This is a genomic window from Halogeometricum sp. S3BR5-2 (assembly GCF_031624635.1).
GTDB lineage: Archaea > Halobacteriota > Halobacteria > Halobacteriales > Haloferacaceae > Halogeometricum > Halogeometricum luteum.
This window is the reverse complement of sequence record NZ_JAMQOQ010000003.1, coordinates 278,943-297,455: the sequence shown is the minus strand read 5'-3', so window position 1 is coordinate 297,455 and position 18,513 is coordinate 278,943. Positions and strand designations below refer to the sequence as shown.

Below are 18,513 nucleotides of genomic sequence, written 5' to 3'. Positions count from 1 at the left end.
CGAGCGTCCCGCCGCCGGGGAGGACCGTGTCGCGTGTGAACTCTGTTCCCTGAGAGCGCGCCTCCGACCGTCTACCGGCGGTTCGTGCCGGTTCGCGGGCTTAGTAGCCGCATTACAATGCTGCGGACGCGACACCGCGGCGTATGGAGCGTACGCCACGTCCGGCGATACAGTTGTACAGCGTCCGAGAGGCCTCGGACCCCCTCCCCGAGGTGATCCGCCGCGTCGCCGAGGCCGGGTTCGAGGGCGTCGAGTTCGCCGACCGCTTCTTCGAGGCGGACGCCGACGCCGTCGCCGAGGCGCTCTCGGAGACGGGCGTGGTCCCCGTCGCCGCGCACGCCGACCTCCCGACGATAGAGGCGGCGCTCGACGGCGGCGGCGACCTGTTCGAGCGGTTGGAGACCGTCGGCTGCGACCGGGTCGTCGTTCCGCACGTCCCGGCCAATCACTTCCGGACGCGGTGGGCGGTCCGGGCGTTCTCGTATCGCATCGCGGACGTGGCCCACGAACTCGACGCCCACGACGTCGACCTCGGCTACCACACGATACGGCACGACCTCTACCCGATGGTCCCCCGGGCGGTCGGGTCGCTGTTCGAGAAGACGCCGCTTCCGCACGCCCTCGCCGACGCGGGCGCGCGGGGACTCGCCCGCCTCCGCGCCGCGGACCCGCGGTTCGACGCGAGCGAGATTCCGAGCGACTCCGGCTACTGGAACCTCATCGCGCGGACCGCGCCCGACGACCTGTTCTTCGAGGTGGACGTGGGCGAGGTGACCGCCGCCGGCTTCGACCCCGCTGCGGCCGTCGAACTCGCGTCGGGGCGAGTACCGCTCGTCCACATTCGCGACGTGGCGCCGACGGGTCGATTCGGCGCCTTCGAGAGCGCCGACCCCGGCCGGGGCGTCGTCGACTTCGCGTCCGTCGCCCGCGCGGCGCGCGAGAGCGGGACCGAATGGCTCGTCTACGAGCACGACGACCCCGCGGACGCGTACGGGACGGTGTGCGAGGGCGCGAACCTCCTCTCGGACCTCGTCGGCGACCCGAGCGACGGTAGTTCGGGGGACGAATCGACCGACGACGCCGCGACCGTCGGGTCAGCCGACTGAGGAAGACGCCCCCTTCGCGCGGTTAATCGGGGTATTACAATCGGGTTCTCGGCGCTCACGGCACGTATGAAGCTTCAGCATCGTCGTCTCGACGACGCCCCTCCGTCCGGACAGATGAGTTTCTGTCTGACGACGGACCTGACGGGCAACGGTCGCCCGGACGTGCTCATCGGGGCGTTCGGCGGCGAGTACCCCGTCACGATTCCGATACTCGACAAGGAGATAGAGATGCGTCTCCTGCCGGGGTCCCGCGAGGCCATCCACCGCCGCGAGTGGAACGTCTTCTGGTACGAGAACCCCGGGTGGGAGCGGCACGACGTTGCCCGCGCCCCGGACCTCTCGGTCGGCGGTGCGCTCGGCGACATCACCGGAAACGGGTCGATGGACCTCGTTTCCGGGCAGAACATCCGAAAGCACGACCTCTACTGGTTCGAACAGCCCGACGACCCCAGAGACGAGTGGACGCGCCGACTCATCACCGACGACTTCGAGAAGTTCCACGACATCGTCGTCGCGGACGTCGACGGCGACGGGGAGGACGAGGTCGTCTGCACCTCACAGCGGAGCGAACTCATATTCTACTACGACATCCCCGAGGACCCCCGGCGCGAACCGTGGCCGGTGGCGAACCGCCACGTCGTCCACGAGGGTCTCAACGTCGAGGGCCTGCACGTGGGCGACGTCGACGGCGACGGTGCCCCCGAAATCGTCGCCGGCGCGAACGTGTTCCACCGCGAGGACGACGGGACGTGGACGCGCGAGCAGATAGCCGAGGGCTGGGACTGGACCCGCCTCGTCGTCGACGACATCGACGGCGACGGCGACGAGGAGATAATCATCACGGAGGGCGACCTGCCCTATCAGGAGGATAGACCGGCCCGCCTCGGCGTGTTCGACCCGCCGGACTGGGACCTCACCGTCGTTCACGACGACCTCTCGAACCCCCACAGCCTGCAGGTCGCCGACCTGAACGGCGACGGGAACAAGGACATCTACGTGGCCGAGATGCGTCTGGAGGAGGGGCACACCCCCCGACAGTTCGTCTTCTGGAACCGAGGCGACGGGACGTTCGACGAGGAGGTCATCGTCGAGGACGTCGCGACGCACGAGGCGAAACTCGTCGACCTCGACGGCGACGGGAAGTTGGACATCGTCGGGAAGTCCTACACCGAAGAGCACGTCGACGCCTGGTTCAACGTGAGCTGAGATGTCGCTCAGAAACGAGGTCAGAGCGCGCGTCCGCGGCGGCGTCGACGCCGCGCGCCGCGCCGCCGTCGACCGAATCGCGGGGACGTCGTTGGCGGACGCCGCCCGGCGGAGCGGTCTCACGAACGCGCTCACCGACGCGACGAACCGCGCGGCCGCGGTCGTCCTCCCGGACGAAGTCGTGTTCCGCGTCGGCGAGGAGGAGACGCGGTTCAAGGTGTCGACGCGGTTCGAGTACGAGGGGTTCGCCAAATATCGTACCGACCCCGACCGGACCGTGCTGGAGCGGTTCGTGAAGACGCTCTTCGGGGGCGACGGGGACGACGTGTTCTGGGACGTCGGCGCACACGTCGGCGTCTACAGCGTTCTCGCGGCGAAACGCCTCCCGCCGGAGCGCGTCGTCGCCATCGAACCGCACCCCGAGAACGTCGAGCGACTCCGAGAGAACCTCGAACGGAACGGCCGGGACGCGACGGTTCGCCGCCTCGCCCTCGACGACGAGTGCGGCCGGGCCGAACTCGGCGTGAGCAGCCCCGACGGGACGGGCGCGTTCGGCGTCCTCGATCGAGACTCCGCGCGGCGGAGCGTGGCGGTGCAGACGGACCGCGGGGACTCGCTCGTCGCCGACGGCGTCCCGGCGCCGACGGTGCTGAAAGTCGACGTGCAGGGCGCCGAACTCGACGTGCTTCGCGGCCTCCGACACGCCCTCTTGGGCTGTCGCACCGTCTACGTCAACGTCTACGAGAAGCACTTCAGCCGCGGCGACGAGGGCGAGGAGATACGCGACGTGCTCGAATCGGCGGGGCTGACCGTCGAGCGACTAGTCGACTGGGACGGCGGCCACTTCCTCGCCGCCGTCCGGGAGTCGTAGGTGGCAGAGCGGACGCTCGCGCGGCGCGCCGTCCGTGCGGGATTCGACGCCCTCGAACGACTCGACGCCGCGACCGGGTTCTCGCGGCTCTACCCCGACGAGTCGAACGCCATCCTCGCGTACCACGCCGTCGGCCGGCCGGCGGGTTACGGCAACGTCTCCATCGAGCGGTTCCGGCGCGACGTGGCGTACGTCACCGAGCACTTCGAGGCCGCCGACCTGCCCGACGTGCTCGAACCGAGCGGCGGGAAGCGGGTTGCGTTCACGTTCGACGACGCCCTCGACGACTTCTACGAGAACGCCCTCCCGGTCCTCCGCGAGCACCGCATCCCGGCGACGCTGTTCGTCCCCGTCGATTTCGTCGGCGGCGGCCCCGACGGCCACGCCTACCGGTTCGCCGAGTCGCCCGCGGAACGCGCGTCGTTCAACGACCCGGCGGCGTTCGCCGACGAGTCGTTTCCCGACCCGGCCGTGATGTCCTGGGACCGCCTGCGGGAGGTGGCCGCCGACCCCCTCGTCACCGTCGGCACGCACACTCGAACGCACCTCGACCTCGGCCGCGTCCGCGACGCGGAGACGCTGGAGCGGGAGATAGTTGGCGCGCGCGACGAACTCGAAGACCGACTCGGCGTCGATGTGGACCGCTTCTGCTACCCGTTCGGGCGGTACACCGAGGAGGCCGTCGAGGCGGTCCGGGCGTCACACGCGATGGCCGTCACCTCCCGGCCGGGCGTCGTTCGCGGAGGAGGGAGCGCCGACGCCGGGTCCCCGGACCGGTACCGGCTCCCCCGCGTCCGCGCGCACGAGACGGAACGGCGGGTGCGGTGGGACCTCTCCGGACTCCGCTGGCGGCTCACGGAGTGCGTCGAGTGAGGGGTATCAGGACCAGAGTCGGAATCGGAATCGGAATCAGAATCGGGTTCTGAGCGCTTGCATCAGTCCGACCGCCGCGCTGCCGAGGCGGGTAGCGGCGTCGAGCGCGAGATGGGTGAACCGCTCCGCGGGCGACTGCTCGAATCCCCCGTCGTCTGGCGGCGAGTACGCGCTCGCGAACTCGAACAGCTCCGGCCGCCGTGCCGCGAGCCGCTTTCGGTGGCGACGGCCGACGACGCGCTTTTCGAGGTAGCCGAGGAGGCTCGTCGCGTAGTCGTGGTAGACGACCGGATCCGGGCTGTAAACGATGCTCTCGCGGCCGTAGCCGGCGCGGACAAGCCGGTAGGTGAGGTCGATACCCTCGTGGCCCGCCCGTCCGCCGAGTTTCTCGTCGAAGCCCGACACCGACCGGTAGGCGTCTCGGGCGACCGAGGTGTTTCCCTCGATGTTCAATAGGAAGGGGCGCGGACGGTCGCCGAGGTCGTACCAGCGCTGGAGGCTGTTGTAGAACGTCCGCGACTGGGGGACGACGCGCCCGCGGACGGCGACGACGTCAACCGCGGCGTGCGCCCGCCGGTGCGCCGCGACGAAGTCCGGCGCGGGCACGGCGTCGTCGTCGAGGAACAGGAGGAGGTCGGCGTCGCCGAGGCGGGCGCCGAGGTTCCGCGCGAGCGTCACCCCGCAGTTGCGGCTGAGTTCCGCGTACACGGCGCCGCCCTCGACTTCGCGGAGTCTGGCGCCGAGGTCCCACTCGACGCCGTTGTCGACGACGACGAGTTCGAAGTCGTCGTCCGTCTGCGACCGGAGCGCCGAGAGCACCGACTCGAACGCGTCGCGGTCGGTTCGGTAGGTCACGACGACCAGCGAGACGGCCGGGGCGGCGGCTGGCGACTCGTCGAACCCCGCCTCGACGGCGGCGCGGTGCGACTCCGAGAGGTCGGCGAATCGGCCGGCCGTCGGCGCCCGACCCGAGTCCGCGGAACCGTGGTCGGCCGTTCCGCCGTCGGCGTTCGCACCGTCAGTGGGGCCGCCCTCTTCCGCCGGTCGCACGTCGACTACTCGTCCGTCGGCTCCTCCGAGTCGGCGAACTCGGAGGCCGCCGGGAGGGTGGCCACGTCGGCGTTCACGCCGCGGTACTCCGCGCCGGAGACCGAGCGGTCGAACGACCCGACGTCCGGGTACTCCCGGAAGGTGAGCACGCGGCCCTCCTCGGTCATGAACACCACCTCCGTCGTCCCGTCGGGGTGGCTGTACTCCTCTCCCTTCTGCGGCGGTCGACCGCGGTCGCGTCCGTCCATGCACGCCACTTCGCTCGTCCGGCATTTCAACGTCCGGAAGACGGCGACCGGAACCGCTCGCGGCGAAACCGCGCGCCGCGTGGTCGCTTCTCGAGTCGCCGCGTTCGCGCATATCCCACGCGACGGCCGGGAGCGGTATGGTTATACACGGTGAAACGACGCAACGTTCTTGAGTTCACCCGGTCAATCGACTGACAGTGAACCAGTCACGGGCATCGTCGCCGCGGATCGAGCGGCCTCCGACTCCCCCGAAGGACGTCGAAGCCGGGAGTCCGAAGCGGTGTCGGGACGAGTCGTCTCGGCCGTCCCGGACGCGTCGGCGCGTTACACTGCTAATAACCAAAGTCGCGTCGGCCGTGCCGACGAGCGTGATGCTCGCCCGCAGTGCGGTCCCCGGAGGGTTCGAAGACAGCGCGGCGCACCGGCCGACGGCGGGGGGCTAACCACTCGTGTCGCCCTCGCTGCGTCGACGCTCCACCTCGACTTTTCCCAAGTGGGCGAGAGCCCTCCTCCTCATCGGATTTCTCTCAGTCGCCGGCGCCGTCCTCGCGGCGCGGTCGAAGCCCGCGACCGGCTACGAGGTGTCGATATACGCCGCGACGCCGCTCGCGTTCTGGGTCGGCGTGCTCGCGGCGGCGACCATCGGCGTCGTCGTCGCCCTGTACGCCGGTCGCTGGGGCCGGGTCACCGGCGTCGGCCTCGCGGGCTTCGCCACGATGTCGTTCGCGGCGCTCCCCTTCTTCCGCGGCTACTACTACTACGGGACGGGCGACGCGTTGACGCACCTCGGGTGGGCCAAGCAGATGCTCGGCCCCGACTTCGGCTTCTTCGACATCATCTATCCGGGGGGCCACTCCCTCGCGCTGTTCCTCTCGCAGACGATGGGCGTCCCCGTCCGCTGGGGGATGATGTACGCGATGCTGACGGTGTCGCTCGTGACGCTGGTGTTCGTCCCCCTCGCCGTCTGGGTCGTCCTCCCCGACTCGAAGGCCGTCGTCATCGCGGCGTTCTCCGCGATGTTGATGATGCCCATCAACAACATCAGCACGCATCCGCACTTTCACGCCTACACGCTGACGACGCTGTACTTCCCGTTCGTCCTCTACCTCCTGTTCAAACACCTCACCCGGTCCGCGGAGGACGCGGCGCTTCCCGAGTGGCTCTCGGCCGCCAGCCTCGTCCTACCCATCGCGGTGACGGCGAACGTGTTCTTCCACCCGCAGGTGGCGGTGAACGTCCTCGTCTTCATGGGGACGATTCTGGCCGTCGGTATCGCGTGGCGGCGCCGCGTCCGCGTCTCCCACCCGGCGGCGACGGACGGCGGCGGACAGCACCACCGGCTCCTCGTGGGGCAGGTGCTGTTCCTGTTCGCCCTCCTCGTCGCGTGGGCCGCCCAGTACAGACACACCTACATCTACGCGCGAAACGTGCTGGCGTCGGCCATGGAGTTTCTCCAGACCGGGAGCGGCGCCGGACAGGCCGTCGGCCGCAGCGGCGGGTCGGCACAGTCCATCGGCGTCAGCCTCACCGAACTGTTCGCGAAGCTGTTTCTCGTCAACACCGCGTACATCGCCCTCGCGGGCGGTCTCGCGGCCGCCGTCGCGTACGGAGTGGTGCGCGAGCGCTACGGCGACAGCAACGCCGCCGTGACGTACATCGGCGCGTCGGCGCTGACGCTCGGCCCCCTCTTCGCCGCGACGTTCGTCGGCGACGTCTCGGAGTACTTCTTCCGGCATCTCGGCTTCGCGATGATACTCGTGGCCGTCGTCGGCTCTATCGCGCTGTATCACCTCTCCGAGCGCCTCGGCGGCGTCCTCGACGGGAAGGCGAAACCGCTCGTCGTCGTCCTCGTGGTGGCGACGATGTGTCTCTCCCTGGTGGCGTTCTTCCCGTCGCCGTACATGTACCACCCGACGTCGCACAGCACCGAACAGCAGTTCGTCGGCTACGACGCGACGCTCGAACACCGCGCCGAGGGGGCCGCGATAGCCGGCATCCGCCACGGACCGGGGCGGTTCACCGACGCGCTGAACGACCCGTACGACCTCGACCTGCAGTGGAGTCTGAGCGGGCCGGCCGCCAGCAGCGTCGAGAACGTCACCCGCTACCGAGGGTCGAGTGCGGAGCGGCCGTTCTACTACCTCGTCGTCTCGGAGGTGGCGAGGGACAGGGAGGTGCTCGGCTTCAAGGAACTCCGGTACACCAGAGAGGACTTCGAGCGCATCGAACAGGGGGCGAACCCGCGGCTCTCCCTGGTACAGACGAACGGCGAATTCGCCACCTACTACGTCAACCAGCGCGGGTACAGCCTCGAACCCACCGAGACGACCGAGGAAACGGCCTGACGGTCGACGGTGAACGGTCGAACCGACGCCGCCGCTCGACGTCGACAGCGGATGGAAGAACGGAGCCGGTAGCCGAAGCGGAAGCGCGAACGAGAGAACGACGGGGACCAACTGCCCTGTCTCGCCAGAGGCGACGCCGGACAGGGCGACCATAGGTAACGGCGCGGTCTGTAAGGGAGGCGTGGCTGTATATTCATGATTCGGGTAGCCGGACTCGGGAACGGGTGCCGGGGGCCGCCGCGTCCGCGAGTCGACGGGCGCCGAAACCGGCGGTCGGCGCCGCTTCGGGGGAATACCCTCCATAACTAAGCGGGATTCGTGTCGAGGTACGCACAGTGAACGACACGCACGACGAATCGCGCCGGGCGTTCGTCCTCGGCCTCGACGGCGTCCCGTGGGGGCTCCTCGAGGGGTTGATGGACGACGGCGCGTTGCCGAACTTCGAGCGACTGCGGGCGGAGGGCGCGTCCGGTCCGCTCCGGAGTACGACCCCCGCGAATACGCCCGTCGCGTGGCCCTCCATCGCGACCGGCACGTGGCCCGACAAACACGGGCTGTACGAGTTCATGAAGCTCGACTCCTCGTACAAGCAGGTCCCCTACTCCAGCGCGGACGTGCGCCAACCGCCGCTGTGGGAACTCGTCTCCCCCTCCGTCGCCGCGAACGTCCCGATGACGTATCCGACGAGCGACCCCGGCGAAGACAGCGGCATCGTCAGCGGGATGATGACGCCGGAACTCGACGACGACGACGCCGTCAGTCCCGACTCGCTCCGCGAGCGGTTCGAGGCGCGCGTCCCGGACTACGAGATAGATATCACGTGGGCCGACTACGCGGGCCGCGAAGAGGAGTTTCTCGCGGATCTCGATGAGGTGATGCGGACGCGGCGGGAACTGATGGAGATGCTGATGGAGAACGAGGCGTGGCGGCTGTTCTTCTTCGTCTACGTCGCCCCCGACCGACTCCAACATCTCGTCTGGGACGACGACACGCTCCGCGAGCACTACCAAAAACTCGACGACATCCTCGGGGACGTGATGGCGTACTGCGAGAAGCGCGACGCGAACCTCTACGTCGTCTCCGACCACGGCTTCGCGCCCATCGAGAAGATAATCAGCGTCAACCGCATTCTCGCGGACGCCGAACTGCTGACCGCAAAGGACGAGGGAGGGACGCGCGGCGCCCTCTCGCAGGTCGGTCTGAACAAGGACCGCGTGATGGGGACGCTCAAGCGATTGGGCGTCACGGACGACAAACTCGTCCAGACGCTCCCGAAACCGGTCGTCGACTTCTTCGGCGAGCGCATCCCCGGCAGCCACGGGCTGTACGACGTGAACTTCGAGCGGACGGATGCCTTCCTGCACGGCCTCGGGAGCGTCTACGTCAACGACACCCGACGCTTCGAGCGGGGGACCGTACCGCCGGAGGCCGTGGAGCGAACGAAGGGGGAAGTCGTCCGCGTCCTCGAAGCGGCGACCGACCCCGAGACGGGCGACCCCCTCCTGACCGTCAGCGACGGCGACGACCTGTTCCCGAACGACCCGGACGCGCCGGACGTCGTCGTGGAGGCGAAGGACGGATACCACGTCAAGCCCAAGCTAGCGGCGACGCCGGTCGAACCCGCGGAGGGAATCGCCGCCTACCACCGCTCGGAGGGCATCTTCCTCGCGTGGGGCGACGACGTGCGCGCCGGGACGCACGTCGAAGACGCCGCCGTCGTCGACGTCGCGCCGACGGTCCTCCACTCGCTGGGGCGCGAGGTGCCCGACGCCGCCGACGGAGGCGTCCTCTCGGATGTCTTCGCTCCCGGGTCGGTGCCCGCGACGACCGACGTGGAGACCGCACAGTACGCGAGACGGGACGGAGCGGCGGCAAACGAGACAGATACCGAGACCGTCGAAGACCGGCTGCGCGGTCTGGGTTACATGGAGTGAGAAGAACGGGGCTCGAACGAACACACGAACATGACACGCGACGAACGAGACGGTCGTCGGTCGTACTCGCGCCGGCGCCTCCTCGGCGCCCTCGGTAGCGTCGGCGTCGCCTCGCTCGCCGGTTGCGGCGAGGGCGACGTTTCCCCCGCTACGCCCGACCAACCGACTCCGACCTCCACTCCCACCGATACGCCGACCGGCGGGGGCGGCGGCGGGTCCGGGAAGACGCGGCGGGGAATCACGTTCGACCGGGTGGTGGACGCGGTCGACGACCTCGGGTGGGACCCGAACGGCCGGGAGGCGATAGACGAATCGCTCGACGAGGACCTCGAAAGCGGGACGCTCATCGAGGTGCCGCCGGGCGACTACCTCGTCCGGCGGCGTCACGACATCGAGTCGCTCTCTCGGTGGGGCATCGTCGGCACCGGCGCGAGTCGGAAGGGCGTGCAGTTCACGCTGCCGGCCGGCCGGTCGTTCCGGTGGATCATGGCCCACGGCGGACACGACATCCTCATCGAGAACTTCACGATGCAGCAGGGGCGGAAGTTCGACCGCTCCATCGGGATAGCGTTCGTCATCGACCGTAACCTCCAACTGCACAACGTGGAGAAGGCGGGATCGAACCCGCGGCAGGACTCGGAGTCCGGGGCGGCGAACGGTCTCATCGTCGACGTGACGGACCCCGACGGCGTCGCCGTCGTCGACACGTTCGTCCGGAAGGGACCGCAGGACTTCGCGCACTACCCCGGGAACGCGATAACGGTGTTCACGGGACGCCCCCACCTCGGGACGGTGTACTACCGCAACCTCCACATCGAGAACGGCGGCGAACACGGGATGTACGCCTCGAAGTGTCCCGGCAACGTCCGCGTCGAGGGGGGTCTGTTCAAGAACAACTACGGCGACGGGGTCCGAATCGCCGGGGACGGGTCGTACGTGAAGGGGACGACGGTCGTCATCGACCAGAACGACCGCACGCCGGGCAACCGTGGGACGTGGTACGGCGCGCGCGGCATCCACTTCCAGTCCGGCGAGTACGGCTACACCGGCGGTTTGGTCGAGGACTGCACCGTCATCGCCCGCGCGTCTCCGGGGACGGAGGCGCTGTTGATGATGGAACACAGTCAGGGCGCCGCGACGGTGCGGAACTGCCGGTTCTACAACGATACCCCCTACCGGACCATCTTGGTCGACAGGCCGGCGACGAACCACACCCGGCCCGCGAAGCCCTGGAACATGACGTTCGAGAACATCGAGATATCCGGCAACGCGCGGAACACCGCCGCGTTCGTGATGGCGGGGCGGCCGGGGTCACGAATCTCGAACGTGCGTATCGACCTCCCGGGCGAAAACGTCGACGGCATCGTCCTCGACGACTGCGCGGGGACGGTCATCTCGGGCGCCGACGTGCTCACCGGCGGCTACCCCCTCCGAATCTCGGGCAACGTCGGCGAGAACGTCGACTGTCTCGCGACGCTGAAAAACCTCGAACGCCTCCAGTCGTCCTCGCTCGAAGACATCGACGCGCGTCGACTCGCGAGCACGCTATCGGGGGCGACCTGCATCGACGGCGGAACGGCGAACACTTTCGGCGTCATCAGCGCCACGGACGGCCATCTCTACGGGAACGTACTCGAAGGCGAGTGACCCGCACGGCGAACGTGCCGTTCCCTGTGAAACGCCGAATTCGGTGTTTTAATCGCCTATTAATCGCACTTTTTGCCGGGGACCCTATAATCGAAAGACACCGCATAGTGCGGTGAAAAAGCCGTGAACAGCCGTAGAATGTCTATCGAAGCGTCGCCAGAGAAAATATAAAATTTCCTGAAGATCAGAGTTCGAACAACATCATTTCCACGCGTTCGAGACCGGAATAATCGATGCATTTATCTTCTTAATGATATACTAAGAGAACGTCCATGGCAGAACAACCGGCTGAATCTCGAAACGCGGGCGAGGCGAACGAACGAACGGGCGGAGCGAGACTACTCGGACGACGCGACGCGCTACGACTCGGCGCGGCCACCGCGGCCGTCGTCGCCGGCGCGGGCGCGGCGTCGACGTCGGCCGCGGCGGGCGTCGAACGCGAAGGCGTCGCGTTCGACCGCGTGGTGAACGCCGTCGACGACCTTGGAATGGACCCGAGCGGCGGCCGCCGAATCGACGAGACACTCGCCGCCGCCGTCGGCGACGCGGGGACGCTCGTCGAGTTCCCCGCGGGCGAGTACAAGATAACCCAGCGGGTTCGTCTGGAGAACCGGACGGGTATCGTCGGCGTCGCCGGCGACCGCTCGGAGGTTCGGTTCGTCCCGCCGACCGGGAAGAGCTTCCAGTGGGTCAACTTCAACAACGCCGCGGGCGTCGTCCTGAAGGACTTCACCATCGACCGACTGGAGGATTACGATACCAGCGTCGGGATGGGCGGGAACATCAAGCGCGACTTCCACCTCATCAACGTGGAGTACGACGGCTGGACGCCCTCGGGACCGCAGATGTTCGCCTCGAACGTCACCGACCCCGACGGCGTCGCTATCGTCGACGGCCTCTACCGAACGGGCCCCACGGAGTTCCAGCGCTACCCGCACTCCTCGCTCGACATCTGGTCGGGACGCGGTCACCGGGGGACGCTCTACCTCCGAAACGTCGAGATACACAACGGATCGGAGTCGGGCATCTACACCGGCAAGGGCGACGGGAACTACATCATCGAGGACGGCTACTTCAAGAACGTCGTCCACACGGCGATTCGGACCGCGGGGCGCGACTCGGCCATCCGGCGCTGCACCGTCGTAATGGACACCGACGAGTGGGACCCCCGCAACGAGAAGATGGAGTCGACGTACAACGACGGCGAGAACGTCCAACTCAACCGCGCCATCTGGGCGCAGACGGCCGACCGCCGCTTCTCCGGACCGGTCATCGAGGACTGCGATATCATCATCCGGAACACCGAGCAGGCGCTCGCCGGCATCTACATCAACTCTGATACGGGCGGCGCGGTCATCAAGAACACGCGCGTCCGCGTCGACGACGGCCGGGCCATCCCCATCTACGCGAAGAACCCCACCGACGAGGCGGGCGAACCGCTGGCGATGGAACTGGAGAACGTGAGCGTCACCGGAGAGTCGTGGGACAGGGCCGCGATGTGCTTCGAGGGGCGTCCGAACTCCGTCATCCGCAACTGCTGCATCTCCTCGCCGAACGACAACGACGGCATCCTCCTCGACGACTGCGACGGCTCCGTCGTGGAGAACACGAACGTCAGCGTCGGCGGTCGGTCGACGACGTTCAGGAACGGCAGCGTCACCACCTCGGGCGTCACCTCGGGCGATAGCTGCCCGCTTCCGTCGCTCCCCGACGCGACGCCGAGCGGTTCGGCGTCCGACGAAGACGACGGCACGGGGGATTCGGACGGCTCTTCGGATTTCGACCTCCCGTACCGCTTCCGCGTCGAGAGCACGGGCGGGGGCAAGACGGAGTACACGCTGCGGACCAGCGGTCGGATGCTGCCCGCCGCGGACGCGGAGGGCGTCGTCGAGAACAACACCGTCACCGACAGCGTCGGACCCGAGTCGGGCGTCGACAGCTACCTCTACGAGGGTTACGTCGCGGAGTTCTCCGTCTCCGGCGGCGAGTACGCGAACTACTACATCGAGACGGCTGACGGCTCCCGGTCGACGCGGGTGACGCCGGAACTGCTCTCGGCGAACACGCTCGTCGTCAGGAGCACCGGCGGCGGCAAGACGAGGTACGTCGTCAGCGTCGACGGCGAAATCGCCCACGGCGGCGCGGGACTCGAAGACACCGCCGGCACCCAGACGGCCGCGGGAGCCGTCGGACCGACCGACGGGACGGACGTGTTCTACTACACCGGCGAAATCACGAACCTCTCGATAGAGGGCGGCGAGTACGCGACGGTGAAGGTCAACGGGACGGAGATCGACGCCGCGAAGTACGAGTACGACGCGGGCGAGGACGCCCCGACGGACCCGGCGACGGACCTGCCGAACACGCTCACCGTGAAGGGCGTCGGAAGCAGTGCGACGTACACGGTCACGGTGTCCGAGGGGATAGCCGTCTCCCCCGAGGAGACCGACGACCTCTCCGGGAACGTCGCTACGAAGAGCGCCGAGGGCGCCGTCACCGACCAGGAGGACAGGTACGTGTACGCCGGCGAGATAACCGACTTCCAGTTGACCGGCGACGCGACGGTGCTGGTCAACGGCACGGAAGTCGACCCCGCCGACCTCGGCGACAACGACGACCTCCCGAACACGCTCGTCATCGACGGGGAGCGGACGGCGGCGCCCGGAACGTACAAGGTCTACGTCACCGGCGACATCGAGGCCGCTCCCGACCTGAGCGTCGCGAACGGGGAGGACTCCTTCGACTCGCTGGAGGACAAGGTGATGGACGGCGCCGTCGTCGGCGTCGTTGGGGCCGGGAAGGACGGCTACCGCTTCTCCGGTAGCGTCACCCGGATGGAGATAAACGGCGACGCGGTCGTGAACTTCGGTCGGTAGACGGCGAGGTTCGACGCGCCGTCCTCGGCCCTCGGCTCACGGTTCTCGGCCGCGGCGCGTCGCCGCGACCCGCTGCTTTCGTTTTCGCGGAGACCCGGGCGTCTCAGACGTTCGTCTCGGAGCCGGACGTTCGGAACTCGCGCCGGCCGCGGAGTCGTTCGGCGAACCGTTTCAGTCGACGGGCGGCGTCGACGGTGCGTTCGCCGCCGAGGGAGACGGCGAGCAGGGGGTACGACGACGTCTGCGTCGGGTCGTACCGGACGCTTCGGAGCAGGAGGCGGACGGCGTCGGCGTGGTAGCCGTTCTCTATCGCCGAGTGTGCGAGCGACCGGGACTGCGCCGCGACGAGGGCGTTCTCGTGCCGCTTGCCGTACTTCCGAGCCAGCGGGCGGTGTTTCTCCAAGAACAGCGGGTAGGACACGTCGCGCTTCCGCTCGTAGTCGTCGCTTATCTTCCCGTGGGAGTCGACCCGGCGGACGACGAGGGGGTCGGCGACGGCCTCGAAGGCGCACACCTCCGAGAGGCGGAGATACCACTCGCGGTCCTGCCAACTCGGAAAGCGCGTGTCGAGGGGGCCGGCCGCCTCGGCGGCCGACCGACGGACCATCACCGAGGAGAACGGACAGAGCGGAGCGCCGCGGAAGAGGTCGCGGGTGACCCACCCGCGCGTCTCGGGGACGCGGTAGTTCGTCGTCTCGCCGTCGGTCGTGACGTACTCCTGTCCGGCGTAGACGAACCCGACCGCTTCGCCCGCCGACTCGAACGCGTCGACTCGCCGTTCGACCGCCTCGGGTCGCCAGTAGTCGTCATCGTCGAGGAAGGCGACGTACTCGCCGCGGGCGGCCTCGATGCCGGTGTTCCGGGCCGCGCAGGCGCCGCGGTTGACGTCGTGTCTGAGGACGCGGACCTCGCGGAGGCCGCCCGTCTCGGCGGCGTCGACGACGGGCCGAATCGGGTCGGGCGAGCAGTCATCGACGACGAGGAGTTCGACCGGACCGTACGTCTGGTCGGCGACGCTCTCAACGGCGGCGTCGAGGTACTCGGGGCGGCCGTAGGCGGGGACGACCACGGAGACCAACGGCTGGTCCGAGCGGTGACTCATCGAATCGGAGTTCGACCGGGACGGCCTTTGTTCGACGCTCACTAATCGCTCGGAACCGGACGGCGACCGCCGGCAAAGGAGCCCGCGAACGATAGACAATGGCCAGCATTACCAGCGCCATAACGATAGGTCCGGCCACCCCGGCTTTAGGAAGAGAATGCAATCTCGTGTGTGCGCGGAGGGTCGGCGGTGAGCCGACTCCGCGAACTTCTCAGCCGTCTTATCCCTTCCGGCGGGACCACCGAACGCGTCGTCAAGGGCGCCATCTGGGCGATGGGACAGAACGCCTTCGGTCGAGCCCTCCAACTCGCGATGCTCGTCGTCCTGGCCCGCCTCATCGGTCCGCAGCAGATCGGGCTGGTCGGCGTCGCGCTCCTCGCGTTGAGCGGTATCCAGAAGTTCACCGACGTGGGGCTGAACGCCGCGCTGGTTCAAGACGAGAACGAGAACGTCGACGAACACCTGAACACGGTGTGGATACTGGAGATGGCGCGCGGTCTGCTCATCTTCTCGGTGCTGTACGCGGCCGCGCCGTTCATCGCGAACCTCCTCAGCGACAACCTGATCGGAGAGACGACGACGCTCATCCGCGTCATCGGCCTGTCGCCGCTGCTGCTCGGGTTCCGCAACCCCGGGATGGTGTACTTCCAGAAGAACCTCGATTTCCACAAACAGTTCGTCTACCGGGTCGGCGGCGACATCGCGACGGTGGTCGTCGCCATCGGGTGGGCCCTGGTCGAACCGACGGCGATGTCGCTCGCCGCCGGCTACGTGGCGGCCGACGTGGTCCGACTCGGCGGCTCCTACCTCCTGCACGAGTACCGACCGAATCTCGACTTCAGCCGCGAGTCCGCGGGGAAACTCATCAACTACGGGAAGTGGATAACCGGCTCCTCCATCCTCTACTTCCTCTACAGCGAGGGCGACGACGCCTTCGTCAGCGCCTTTCTCGGCACCGCGTCGCTGGCGTTCTACCAGTACGCCTACCGCTTCTCGAACGCGCCGGCGACCGAACTGACGAGCGTCATCTCGAGCGTCATGTTCCCCGCGTTCTCGAAGCTCCAGAACGACACGGCGCAACTCCGGGACGCGTTCAGGAAGACGCTCCGCGTGAACGCCTTCATCTCCGCGCCCGTCGCCTTCGGCATCGCCGTCGTCGCTCCCGACTTCGTGCAGGTGTTCCTCGGCGATCAGTGGACGGAGATGATCCTCCCGATGCAGATTCTCGCGGGCTACGGCTTCCTGCGCGCGCTCGGTCAGACGTTCGGTCCCATCTGGAAGGCGACGGGTCGGCCGGACATCCTGGCGAAACTCGGCGGCCTCCGCGTCCTCCTCATCGCCGTCACCATCTACCCGGTGACGGTGATGTGGGGCTACGGCATCGCCGGCACCGCCGCCGTCGTCACTGTCATCTACATCTTCCCGATGATGCCGATCGACATCTACCTCGCCTCCTCGATGCTGAACATCAGCCCGTTCGAGACGGTGCGCGAGATGGGCTATCCGATCGTCGCGAGCACCGTCATGGCCGGCGTCGTCTGGTACGTCGATTCGGCCCTTCAGCTCCCCTCGATAGCCGAACTCGTCATAAACATCGTCGTCGGCGCGGTGGTCTACGTGGCGATGGTCGCCCTCATCGATCGGTGGTTCCAGTGGGGGATCAGCAGCAACATCCGCGGTATCGTCGCCAGCGCCCGCCGCTGAGACGGGCGGGAAACGAACGACGGACGGACGACGAACCGGGGCCGAACGTGCGGCGAACGCCGACGGCCGGCCTCGACCCCCCGCGGGTCCGGCGTTAGCCGCTGACGAATTAATACCCTGGAGTCGCACGTACACCTCATCAAATGTCACGCGACATCGTCTGGGTCACCCTCGAGAGCGTCCGTCAGGACCACACCGCTCTCGGCGGGTACCACCGCGAGACGGCGCCGTTCCTCCGGTCGGTCGGGGAACGCGCCGACGGCGCGGCGTTCTCGAACTGCTTTTCGCACGACGTCTGGACGCGGGCGTCGAGCGCGTCGATTCTCACCGGTCTGCCCTCCTCGGCGCACCGAACGTGGTCGGGGGAAGCGCGCCTGTCCCGCGACGTTCCCACCGTCCCCGAGGCGCTTCAGCGGGCGGGCTACCGGACGGTCTGCGTCTCGCCGAACCCGCAGTTGAGCGAGGCGACGGGGCTCGCCCGCGGGTTCGACCGATTCCAGTATCTCGGCAAGTCGACGCTGGTCGAGGAGGCCGGCGCGGCGACGGTGCTGCGGTATCTCACGAAGCTGAACTCCCACTCGGCGGGGTACACCACCGACACCGCGAAACACTCTATCGGCTACCTGAGCGACGCCATCGCCCGGCGGCGCATCCGGGAGGCGGCCCGCGACGACGAGGACCTCTTTCTCTACGTCCACCTCGGGGACAGCCACCACCCCTACTACCCGCCGAAACCGTACCAGGACCTGTACGCCGACGGCTTCGAGATGTCCGTCGAGGAGGCCCTGTCGTTCGCCATGGAGATGTCGGACGACCTCCACGGCTACATCGCCCGCGGCGCGCCGTTCTCCGAGGACGAGTGGGACGCCCTGCACGCCATGTACGACGCGGGCATCCGCTACGTCGACGAGATACTCCGTCGCATCGTCGGGTGCGCCGACGAGGAGTTGGACGACCCAATCGTCGTCGTCACCTCCGACCACGGCGAACTGTTCGGCGAGAAGGGGATGCTCGCGCACATGGTCGTCGCCGACGACGCCGTCTCGCACGTCCCCCTCGTCGTCGCCGGCGTCGACGGTCTGACGGGGCGTCACGACGAACTCGTCCAGCACGCCGACGCCATGAAGACGGTGCTCGCCGCGGCGGGCGTCGACGCCGACGTTCCTGCGGGCGTCGACCTACGGGAGGGGAGCCGCGAGTTCGCCGTCACGCAACGGGGCGGCGAGCGCCACGCGCACAAGATGGATATCATCGGAGCGCGCGACGACTCGTTCGACCCCTCGCGCTACCACGCCGGCGACCTGACCAGCCTCCGAACCGAGGACTACCGTTACCAGCGCAGCGACGACGGCGAGGAACTGTTCGCGCTTCCCGACGAGGCGACGGACGTGGCCGCCGACCGCCCCGACGTGCGGGCGGAACTGGCGGAGCGGTTCGAGGCGTGGATGAGCGCTCACGGACTGCCGCGGTCCGAACGGGAGGAGCGCGCGGAGTTCGACGAGTCGATGAGCGCCCACCTCGAAGACCTGGGGTACCTCTGAGCCGACGATG

Annotated in this window: 13 protein-coding genes; 10 read left to right on the top strand and 3 right to left on the bottom strand. The window is 68.1% G+C overall.

Translation table 11 applies throughout. The annotated features are described in order from the left end of the window. Nucleotides 1-143 precede the first annotated feature (143 nt). From NDI79_RS13315 to NDI79_RS13300, 4 genes are all read left to right on the top strand, one after another. Complete coding sequence (locus NDI79_RS13315; RefSeq protein WP_310929001.1) at nucleotides 144-1,106, top strand: sugar phosphate isomerase/epimerase family protein; 963 nt, start codon at nucleotides 144-146, stop codon at nucleotides 1,104-1,106. A gap of 66 nt (nucleotides 1,107-1,172) precedes the next feature. Beyond that, entirely contained in the window at nucleotides 1,173-2,312 is a 1,140-nt protein-coding gene (locus NDI79_RS13310; protein WP_425499603.1) for an FG-GAP repeat domain-containing protein, read from the top strand. Between the two features lies 1 nt (nucleotide 2,313). Then, a complete protein-coding gene (locus NDI79_RS13305) occupies nucleotides 2,314-3,183 on the top strand; it encodes an FkbM family methyltransferase (protein WP_310928999.1) in 870 nt (289 codons plus the stop codon). Beyond that, a complete protein-coding gene (locus NDI79_RS13300) occupies nucleotides 3,184-4,056 on the top strand; it encodes a polysaccharide deacetylase family protein (protein ID WP_310928998.1) in 873 nt (290 codons plus the stop codon). It abuts the gene before it with no gap. 36 nt (nucleotides 4,057-4,092) lie between these two features. Here NDI79_RS13300 and NDI79_RS13295 read toward each other — a convergent pair whose 3' ends face one another. Together NDI79_RS13295 and NDI79_RS13290 are read right to left on the bottom strand one after the other, a co-directional pair. After that, on the bottom strand, nucleotides 4,093-5,106 hold the full coding sequence (locus NDI79_RS13295; protein WP_310928997.1) for a glycosyltransferase family 2 protein: 1,014 nt from the start codon (nucleotides 5,104-5,106) through the stop codon (nucleotides 4,093-4,095). A gap of 5 nt (nucleotides 5,107-5,111) precedes the next feature. Next, a complete protein-coding gene (locus NDI79_RS13290; RefSeq protein WP_310928996.1) occupies nucleotides 5,112-5,354 on the bottom strand; it encodes a hypothetical protein in 243 nt (80 codons plus the stop codon). A gap of 449 nt (nucleotides 5,355-5,803) precedes the next feature. Here NDI79_RS13290 and NDI79_RS13285 point away from each other — a divergent pair, with 449 nt between their 5' ends. The 4 genes from NDI79_RS13285 (at nucleotide 5,804) to NDI79_RS13270 (ending at nucleotide 14,156) form a co-directional block, all read left to right on the top strand. Continuing rightward, nucleotides 5,804-7,699: a hypothetical protein gene (locus tag NDI79_RS13285; protein ID WP_310928995.1), complete on the top strand. Its 1,896-nt coding sequence runs from the start codon at nucleotides 5,804-5,806 to the stop codon at nucleotides 7,697-7,699. Nucleotides 7,700-8,034: 335 nt separating this feature from the next. Next, on the top strand, nucleotides 8,035-9,633 hold the full coding sequence (locus NDI79_RS13280; RefSeq protein ID WP_310928994.1) for an alkaline phosphatase family protein: 1,599 nt from the start codon (nucleotides 8,035-8,037) through the stop codon (nucleotides 9,631-9,633). A 30-nt stretch (nucleotides 9,634-9,663) separates the two neighbouring features. Next, nucleotides 9,664-11,280 carry a hypothetical protein gene (locus NDI79_RS13275; RefSeq protein ID WP_310928993.1) on the top strand — a complete coding sequence of 539 codons (1,617 nt, stop codon included), beginning with the start codon at nucleotides 9,664-9,666 and terminating at the stop codon, nucleotides 11,278-11,280. 272 nt (nucleotides 11,281-11,552) lie between these two features. Beyond that, nucleotides 11,553-14,156: a hypothetical protein gene (locus tag NDI79_RS13270; protein WP_310928992.1), complete on the top strand. Its 2,604-nt coding sequence runs from the start codon at nucleotides 11,553-11,555 to the stop codon at nucleotides 14,154-14,156. A gap of 103 nt (nucleotides 14,157-14,259) precedes the next feature. Here the strand turns inward: NDI79_RS13270 and NDI79_RS13265 are convergent, their stop codons facing one another. Beyond that, nucleotides 14,260-15,258 (bottom strand): glycosyltransferase family 2 protein, encoded by a 999-nt coding sequence (locus tag NDI79_RS13265; protein WP_310928991.1) that lies wholly within the window; start codon nucleotides 15,256-15,258, stop codon nucleotides 14,260-14,262. A gap of 189 nt (nucleotides 15,259-15,447) precedes the next feature. Here NDI79_RS13265 and NDI79_RS13260 point away from each other — a divergent pair, with 189 nt between their 5' ends. Both NDI79_RS13260 and NDI79_RS13255 read left to right on the top strand, forming a co-directional pair. Next, nucleotides 15,448-16,962 (top strand): lipopolysaccharide biosynthesis protein, encoded by a 1,515-nt coding sequence (locus NDI79_RS13260; protein WP_310928990.1) that lies wholly within the window; start codon nucleotides 15,448-15,450, stop codon nucleotides 16,960-16,962. A gap of 143 nt (nucleotides 16,963-17,105) precedes the next feature. After that, nucleotides 17,106-18,503 carry a sulfatase-like hydrolase/transferase gene (locus tag NDI79_RS13255; RefSeq protein WP_310928988.1) on the top strand — a complete coding sequence of 466 codons (1,398 nt, stop codon included), beginning with the start codon at nucleotides 17,106-17,108 and terminating at the stop codon, nucleotides 18,501-18,503. The last annotated feature ends 10 nt before the right edge of the window (nucleotides 18,504-18,513 follow it).

Coding starts and splice junctions, on each gene's coding strand:
- NDI79_RS13305 (WP_310928999.1), top strand. CDS start 2,314: ATGTCGCTCAGAAACGAGGTCAGAGCGCGCGTCCGCGGCGGCGTCGAC.
- NDI79_RS13265 (WP_310928991.1), bottom strand. CDS start 15,258: ATGAGTCACCGCTCGGACCAGCCGTTGGTCTCCGTGGTCGTCCCCGCC.
- NDI79_RS13275 (WP_310928993.1), top strand. CDS start 9,664: ATGACACGCGACGAACGAGACGGTCGTCGGTCGTACTCGCGCCGGCGC.
- NDI79_RS13290 (WP_310928996.1), bottom strand. CDS start 5,354: ATGGACGGACGCGACCGCGGTCGACCGCCGCAGAAGGGAGAGGAGTAC.
- NDI79_RS13270 (WP_310928992.1), top strand. CDS start 11,553: ATGGCAGAACAACCGGCTGAATCTCGAAACGCGGGCGAGGCGAACGAA.
- NDI79_RS13315 (WP_310929001.1), top strand. CDS start 144: ATGGAGCGTACGCCACGTCCGGCGATACAGTTGTACAGCGTCCGAGAG.
- NDI79_RS13310 (WP_425499603.1), top strand. CDS start 1,173: ATGAAGCTTCAGCATCGTCGTCTCGACGACGCCCCTCCGTCCGGACAG.
- NDI79_RS13255 (WP_310928988.1), top strand. CDS start 17,106: ATGTCACGCGACATCGTCTGGGTCACCCTCGAGAGCGTCCGTCAGGAC.